We start from the raw sequence: 7055 nt of genomic DNA, 5'->3' as shown, positions 1-7055 counted from the left end.
GCCGAGGAGCTGCGCGTCACCACGATGGACGTCGACCACCGGGTGCTCGGCCAGGTCACCCTCGACGACGCGGCGCAGGGTGGCGGCCTCTCCGCGTGAAGGTCCCTCAGGCTCTGCGCAGGTCCTTCGGGTCGTCTCCGTCGGGCGGGCCGTCGCCGCGCAGCAGCGCGTCGACGCGGGAGGCCGCCGTGGCGAGGTGGGAACGGGCCTCGGCCACCTGCACGTCCGTGACGCCCCGGTCGCGGGCGGTGTCGCGGATGTCGTCGCGGAAACGGTCCAGCAGCCGGTCCAGGTCGCGGGCCGGATCGCCCGTGACCTGCACGTCCGAGGCCCAGTCGGGCGAGGGGCCGGGCGCCGTACGGGAGGCGGCCGTCCCGTCCGAGGTCGCCGCGTCCGAGGTCGCCGCGTCCGAGGCCGTCCCGTCCGGACGTGGACGCTCCTGATCCGTCGGCCGGGCCCCCGTGCCCTGGGGGCGTGTGTGCTCGGTGCGGTCGGCCGGCGGCCAGGTGCCGGTCTTGGCGAGGCCGGCGAGGTGGCCGGTGATCTCTGCCAGGCCGTCGCGGACCCCGGCGGGCCAGTCGCCCCGCGCGAAGTGCTCCTGCACCTGGCGGGCGGCGTTCCGCATCTGCTCGCGGGCCCGCTCGTCGGCCTCCTTCGCCTGGCGGCGGGCCGCTTGCGCGTCCTCGCGGGCGCGCCGCGACTCGTCCTTCGCCCGGCGCGCCTGCTCCTTCCATTCCTGCTTGGCCTGGCGCAACTCCTCCTTGGCCTTGCGCCAGGCGTCCTTCTCCGTGAAGTCGCCCAGGTTTCCCACCTTCGCGAGGTCTCCCAGATCGCCGATGAGGGACTCCCAGTCGCTTCTGGCGCCGCCGGGTCCACCGGAGTCCGGCCGGTGGCGGGAGGCGGACGCGGCGGCGCGCATGTCGCTGCGCAGCTTGCCGGCCGCGCCCCGGACGTCCTCGCGGATCTCGGCGGCCAGCTCGGAGACGGACTCCCGGATCTCCAGCTCCAGATCGGCGAGTTCGCCGGTGCGGCCGGCGAGTTCGGCGCGGCCCGCGTCGGTGATCGAGTAGACCTTCCGGCCGCCTTCCGTCGCGTGGGTGACCAGTCCCTCCGCCTCCAGCTTGGCCAGCCGGGGGTAGACCGTGCCGGCGGACGGGGCGTACAGGCCCTGGAAGCGTTCCTCCAGCAGCCGGATCACCTCGTAACCGTGGCGCGGCGCCTCGTCGAGCAGCTTCAGCAGGTAGAGGCGCAGGCGGCCGTGGGCGAATACGGGGGGCATGTCAGAGCGCCTTTCCGGTCGGCTCGGCAACGTACGGTTCGTCCTCGGACGGCGGGCGGCGCAGCAGCGCGATCGAGCCGGACACGGTCGTCGCCTTGAGCCTGCCCGTACCGGCGCCCAGCGTGCCGGTGATCTTCTTCGCGCCCCACTGGCCGCCGACCCGCAGGTCCTCGAAGGCGTTGGAGACGGCGCCGCTCGCCGTGTTCGCCTCGACCCGGGCGTCCGCCGGGTGGGGCAGCCGGATCGCGATGGCGCCGGAGACCGTGGCGAGCCGGATGTCGGTCGGCGCTCCGGAGGCGTCGAGGTCCAGCACCATGTCGCCGCTGACCGAATCGGCGCGCACCGAGGTGCCCGCGCCCTCCACCACGGTGAGATCGCCGGAGACCGACTTGAAGCGGAGGTCGCCCGTGACGGCCTGCGCCTCCAGGCCGCCGGAGACCGTTTCGCCGCGGACCTCCCCGGCGAGCGCGACAAGGGTGGTGTCGCCGGTGACGCCGCGTACGTCGGTACGGCCCCGGATGCCCGAGACGAACGCCCCGGCACCGACGACGCCGACCTCGACGGACGCGGAGGCGGGTATCGCCAGGGTGACCGCGGCGCTGCGGGAACGGCCGTTGCGGTCGAGCCACTTGAGGAAGCTCTTCCAGGGCAGGTCCTCGTAGGTCACCGACAGGACGCCGTCGTCGAAGGTGACGATGAGCGGCGGGCCGTCGATGGACGAGACTTCCAGTCGGGCCTCGGGCTCCTCGGAGCCGACCACGTTGACGGTGCCGTTGACGACCCGCACCCTGAGCGCGGTCACCTGCTCGGCGAAGGCGAGTTTCAGTGGCTCGGCGACGGTCCACGTCGACACAGGCATGGGTGTGACCTCCAGAGAGCGTGGCACGACGCAACATATCGCGTCTCTCCGGAACACGATATATCGCGGATCGGTGGAGTCAAGGGCGGAGGGCTGTCCGGGGTGCCGCGTAAGCACCAAAACGGCTCATACCCTGATGAATTGCCCTAGCGTGTGAGGCATGAACGCGACACCCGTGGGAGCTCTGCTGCTGTGCCGGGCGGACCCCGAGACCGTGCGGCCCCTGGCCCACCTCCTGCGCGAACGCATGCTCCTCATCCCGGCCGGTGAGGAGTGGAGCGTGCTGGTGCCGGAGGGACGGGCCTGGCGGGACACGCCCGCCGAACCCGCCGAACCGGTCGACCGGGTACTGACGGGCTGGGCGGCGGCTCTCGCGGTCTCCTCCACCTGGCCGGTCGTCGCGCTCTGGTGGGACGCCACCCGGGCCGGCTGCGTGCTCGCGTCGGGCTTCCGCCGCCCGGTCGGATACGTCTGGCTGGCGGACGGCACCGCGGTCGGCGAGGACGAGGCGATGACCACGTTCGCGGCACGGCTGGATCTCGACCCGGTGCTCGACGTACAGGCGCTGCAGACCCTGACCCGCCCCGACCCGCACGCGGACGGCTGTGCGCGGCTGCGGACGCTGCTCGGCCTGCTCACCCGTACCGGAGTGGAGCTTCGGCCGGGACTGGAACCGGGCCGGAGCACCGAGGAACTGCGGGAGGCGGCCCGGGCGCTGCCGGGCACCGGACGGATCGAGTGGGCGGGCTGGCGGGACGCCGTGCGCGTGGAACTCGACGCCGTGGAGAGCAGCGGCCTCGGCCCCTGGATGCTCGGACCCCGCGCGCGTGCGGTGGCCACCACGCAGGTGCTCGTCGGCGCCCCACTGGCCCTGTGGGGGGCGTTCCGCCGCAGTGGCGGCTGGACGGCGGCGGGCGGGATCCTGCTCGCGCAGGGGGTGCTGGGACTCGCGTACAACGAGGTCAGGGCCCGGGCGGCGGTACGCGAGGCGCTGCCGGGCCGGTGAACGGGCAGCCCGCTCCGACCGGGCCCCGGGCCCCGGGCCGCCGGGCGGGGCCCGGTGGCCTTACGGACCGGAAAGCCCCACCGGCCGCGTCACGTCACTCGTCGTCCTCTTCGTCGTCGTCCAGACGTGCCAGCCAGGTCGCCAGCCGCTCGACCGGCACCTCGAAGTCGGGGTTGAGGTCGACGAAGGTACGCAGCTGCTCGGCCAGCCACTCGAAGGTGACCTCCTCCTCGCCGCGCCGCTTCTCCAGCTCCTCGATGCCCCGGTCGGTGAAATACACAACGTGCTCCTGATGCCTGCCTGCGGATGTTCTCCACTCAGGGTAGGGCGCCCCCGGCCCCCGCCACACAGCAGCACGGGAACAGGGACCGGCCCCCACCGCGGTGCTGGTGGGGGCCGGTCCCTGTCGTCGAGCGGGTACCGCTGCCGGTCAGGCCTCGAAGACCTCGGCGACCAGCTGAGCCTGCTCCGCCTGGTGGCGCTTGGCCGAACCGACGGCCGGCGACGAGCCTGCCGGCCGCGAGATGCGGCGCAGACGCTCGTGGTGCGGGACGTCGGCGCCGACGGCCAGGTCCAGGTGGTCGATCAGGTTGAGCGCGATGAACGGCCACGCACCCTGGTTCGCCGGTTCCTCCTGCGCCCAGAGGTACTTCTCGGCGTTCGGGTACTTGGCGATCTCGGCCTGGAGCTCCGCACCCGGCAGCGGGTACAGGCGCTCCAGCCGGATGATCGCGGTCTCCGTGTCGCCACGCTTCTGGCGCTCGGCGTCGAGGTCGTAGTACAGCTTGCCGGCGCAGAAGACGACCTTGCGGACGTTCTCGGGGCTCACCGACGCGTCGCCGATCACCGGGCGGAAGCCGCCGGTGGTGAACTCCTCCACCGACGAGGACGCCGCCTTGAGGCGGAGCATCGACTTCGGGGTGAAGACGATCAGCGGCTTGTGGTGCGGGTTGTGCACCTGCCACCGCAGGAGGTGGAAGTAGTTCGACGGCAGGGTCGGCATGGCGACCGTCATGTTGTCCTGGCCGCACATCTGGAGGAAGCGCTCCGGGCGGGCGGACGAGTGGTCCGGGCCCTGGCCCTCGTAACCGTGCGGCAGCAGCAGGGTGACGCCGGACGTCTGGCCCCACTTCTGCTCGGCCGACGAGATGAACTCGTCCACGACGGTCTGCGCGCCGTTGACGAAGTCACCGAACTGCGCTTCCCAGACGACCAGCGACTCCGGGCGGGCCAGCGAGTAGCCGTACTCGAAGCCCATCGCCGCGTACTCGCTGAGCAGCGAGTCGTAGACGTTGTAACGGGCCTGGTCCTCGGTGAGGTAGAGCAGCGGGGTGTAGTCCTCGCCGGTCACCTGGTCGACCAGCACCGCGTGGCGCTGGCCGAAGGTGCCGCGGCGGGTGTCCTGGCCGGCGAGCCGGACCGGGGTGCCCTCCATCAGCAGCGAACCGATGGCGAGGGTCTCGCCCATGCCCCAGTCGATCGTGCCGTTCTCCACCGAAGCGGCACGGCGCTGCATCTGCGGCATCAGGCGCGGGTGCACCGTGATGTGCTCCGGGATGTTGACCTGGGACTCGGCGATCCGCTTGACGACCTCGGAGGAGACCGAGGTGTCCACGGCCACCGGGAAGGCCGCCTGCGGCTCACGGACGTGCGGGGCCGCCGACTGCGAGGTGGCTTCGCGGACCTCCGCGAAGACCTTCTCCAGCTGGCCCTGGAAGTCCTGGAGCGCCTGCTCGGCCTCTTCCAGCGTGATGTCGCCGCGACCGATGAGCGACTCGGTGTAGAGCTTGCGCACCGAACGCTTCTTGTCGATCAGGGTGTACATCTGCGGGTTGGTGAACTCCGGGTTGTCGCCCTCGTTGTGACCGCGGCGGCGGTAGCAGATGAGGTCGATGACGACGTCCTTGTTGAACGCCTGACGGAACTCGAAGGCGAGGCGCGCGACGCGGACCACGGCCTCCGGGTCGTCACCGTTGACGTGGATGATCGGCGCCTCGATCATGCGCGCCACGTCGGTGGCGTACATCGAGGAGCGCGAGGACTCCGGGGCGGCGGTGAAGCCGACCTGGTTGTTGATCACCACGTGCACGGTGCCACCGGTGCGGTAGCCGCGCAGCTGCGACATGTTGAGCGTCTCGGCGACGACACCCTGGCCGGCGAAGGCCGCGTCCCCGTGCAGGGCGACGGGCAGGACCGTGAAGTCCGTGCCGCCCTTGTTGATGATGTCCTGCTTGGCGCGGGCGATGCCCTCCAGGACCGGGTCGACCGCCTCCAGGTGCGAGGGGTTCGCGGCGAGCGAGACCTTGATCTGCTCACCGTCCAGACCGGTGAAGGTGCCCTCGGCGCCCAGGTGGTACTTCACGTCGCCGGAGCCGTGCATCGAACGCGGGTCGAGGTTGCCCTCGAACTCGCGGAAGATCTGCGCGTACGACTTGCCGACGATGTTCGCCAGGACGTTCAGACGGCCGCGGTGGGCCATACCGATGACGACCTCGTCGAGGCGGGCCTCGGCGGCGGAGTCGATGACGGCGTCGAGCAGCGGGATGACGGACTCGCCGCCCTCCAGGGAGAACCGCTTCTGGCCGACGTACTTCGTCTGCAGGAAGGTCTCGAAGGCCTCGGCCGCGTTGAGGCGGCGGAGGATGCGCAGCTGCTCCTCGCGCTCGGGCTGCGAGCGCGGACGTTCGACCCGGTCCTGGAGCCACTTGCGCTGCTTCGGGTCCTGGATGTGCATGAACTCGATGCCGGTGGTGCGGCAGTACGACTCACGGAGCACACCGAGGATGTCACGGAGCTTCATCATCGACTTGCCGGCGAAACCGCCGACCGCGAAGTCGCGCTCCAGGTCCCACAGGGTGAGGCCGTGCTCGGTGATGTCCAGGTCGGGGTGCTTGCGCTGGCGGTACTCCAGCGGGTCGGTATCGGCCATGACGTGGCCGCGGACCCGGTAGGAGTGGATCAGCTCGAAGACCCGTGCGGCCTTGGTGACGTCGTCGTCGTGCGAGGCGTCGATGTCCTTGAGCCAGCGGACCGGCTCGTAGGGGATGCGCAGCGCCTCGAAGATCTCGTCGTAGAAGCCGTTCTCGCCGAGCAGCAGCTGGCTGAGCACGCGCAGGAACTCGCCTGAGGCGGCACCCTGGATGACCCGGTGGTCGTAGGTCGAGGTCAGCGTCATGACCTTCGAGATACCGAGCTTGTTCAGGGTGTCCTGCGAAGTGCCCTGGAACTCCGCCGGGTAGTCCATCGCGCCGACGCCCATGATGAGGCCCTGTCCGGGCATCAGGCGGGGCACCGAGTGGACGGTGCCGATGCCGCCGGGGTTGGTCAGCGAGGCGGTGACTCCGGTGAAGTCGTCCATGCCCAGCTTGCCGATGCGGGCGCGGCGGACGATGTCCTCGTACGCCTGCCAGAACTCGAAGAAGTTGAGCGTCTCGGCCTTCTTGATGGCCGCGACCACGAGCTGGCGGTCACCGTTCGGCTTGACCAGGTCGATGGCCAGACCGAGGTTGACGTGCTCCGGCTTGACCAGGGTCGGCTTGCCGTCCTTCTCCGTGAAGGAGTGGTTCATCGACGGCATGGCCTTGAGGGCCTGCACCATCGCGTACCCGATGAGGTGCGTGAAGGAGATCTTCCCGCCGCGGGCGCGCTTGAGGTGGTTGTTGATGACGATGCGGTTGTCGAAGAGCAGCTTCACCGGGACGGCGCGGACGGACGTGGCCGTCGGCAGCTCCAGCGAGGCGTTCATGTTCTTCGCGACGGCGGCCGAGGGGCCGCGCAGCGTTACGTACTCGGGTCCGCCGGTCGACTCGGTCGCCGGAGCGGCCTTGGCGGGCGACCACGCACTCGGCTACTTCGCCCTCTCCGAGTGCAAGCGCGTCTGGACGGCCGACAACCTCGGCGGGATGCCCGAG

Annotated in this window: 4 protein-coding genes and 1 pseudogene; 1 reads left to right on the top strand and 4 read right to left on the bottom strand. The window is 70.9% G+C overall.

Features of this window, described 5'->3' with window-relative positions:
• Positions 1-106: 106 nt before the first annotated feature.
• The gene (locus tag ACWD3D_RS31205) at positions 107-1279 is read right to left on the bottom strand and encodes a helix-turn-helix transcriptional regulator (protein ID WP_451464105.1); all 1173 of its coding nucleotides are present in this window, start codon (positions 1277-1279) and stop codon (positions 107-109) included.
• Between the two features lies 1 nt (position 1280).
• Complete coding sequence (locus ACWD3D_RS31200; RefSeq protein WP_451464104.1) at positions 1281-2138, bottom strand: DUF4097 family beta strand repeat-containing protein; 858 nt, start codon at positions 2136-2138, stop codon at positions 1281-1283.
• 160 nt (positions 2139-2298) lie between these two features.
• Between ACWD3D_RS31200 and ACWD3D_RS31195 the strand changes: the two genes are divergently transcribed.
• A complete protein-coding gene (locus ACWD3D_RS31195) occupies positions 2299-3144 on the top strand; it encodes a hypothetical protein (RefSeq protein ID WP_451464103.1) in 846 nt (281 codons plus the stop codon).
• 94 nt (positions 3145-3238) lie between these two features.
• On the opposite strand, the gene ACWD3D_RS31190 is transcribed toward ACWD3D_RS31195, so the two are convergent.
• On the bottom strand, positions 3239-3424 hold the full coding sequence (locus ACWD3D_RS31190; protein WP_365926476.1) for a DUF6104 family protein: 186 nt from the start codon (positions 3422-3424) through the stop codon (positions 3239-3241).
• Between the two features lie 150 nt (positions 3425-3574).
• A pseudogene (locus ACWD3D_RS31185) lies at positions 3575-6985 on the bottom strand (multifunctional oxoglutarate decarboxylase/oxoglutarate dehydrogenase thiamine pyrophosphate-binding subunit/dihydrolipoyllysine-residue succinyltransferase subunit); the annotation flags it as partial.
• Positions 6986-7055 lie beyond the last annotated feature (70 nt).

Source organism: Streptomyces sp. NPDC002690, from assembly GCF_053592415.1.
Note: the sequence above shows the minus strand (reverse complement) of the source record. Positions and strands in the feature narration are given on the sequence as shown.

Bases quoted from the DNA above. Each gene is read 5' to 3' on its own strand.
- ACWD3D_RS31200 (WP_451464104.1), bottom strand. From the start codon at position 2,138: ATGCCTGTGTCGACGTGGACCGTCGCCGAGCCACTGAAACTCGCCTTC.
- ACWD3D_RS31195 (WP_451464103.1), top strand. From the start codon at position 2,299: ATGAACGCGACACCCGTGGGAGCTCTGCTGCTGTGCCGGGCGGACCCC.
- ACWD3D_RS31205 (WP_451464105.1), bottom strand. From the start codon at position 1,279: ATGCCCCCCGTATTCGCCCACGGCCGCCTGCGCCTCTACCTGCTGAAG.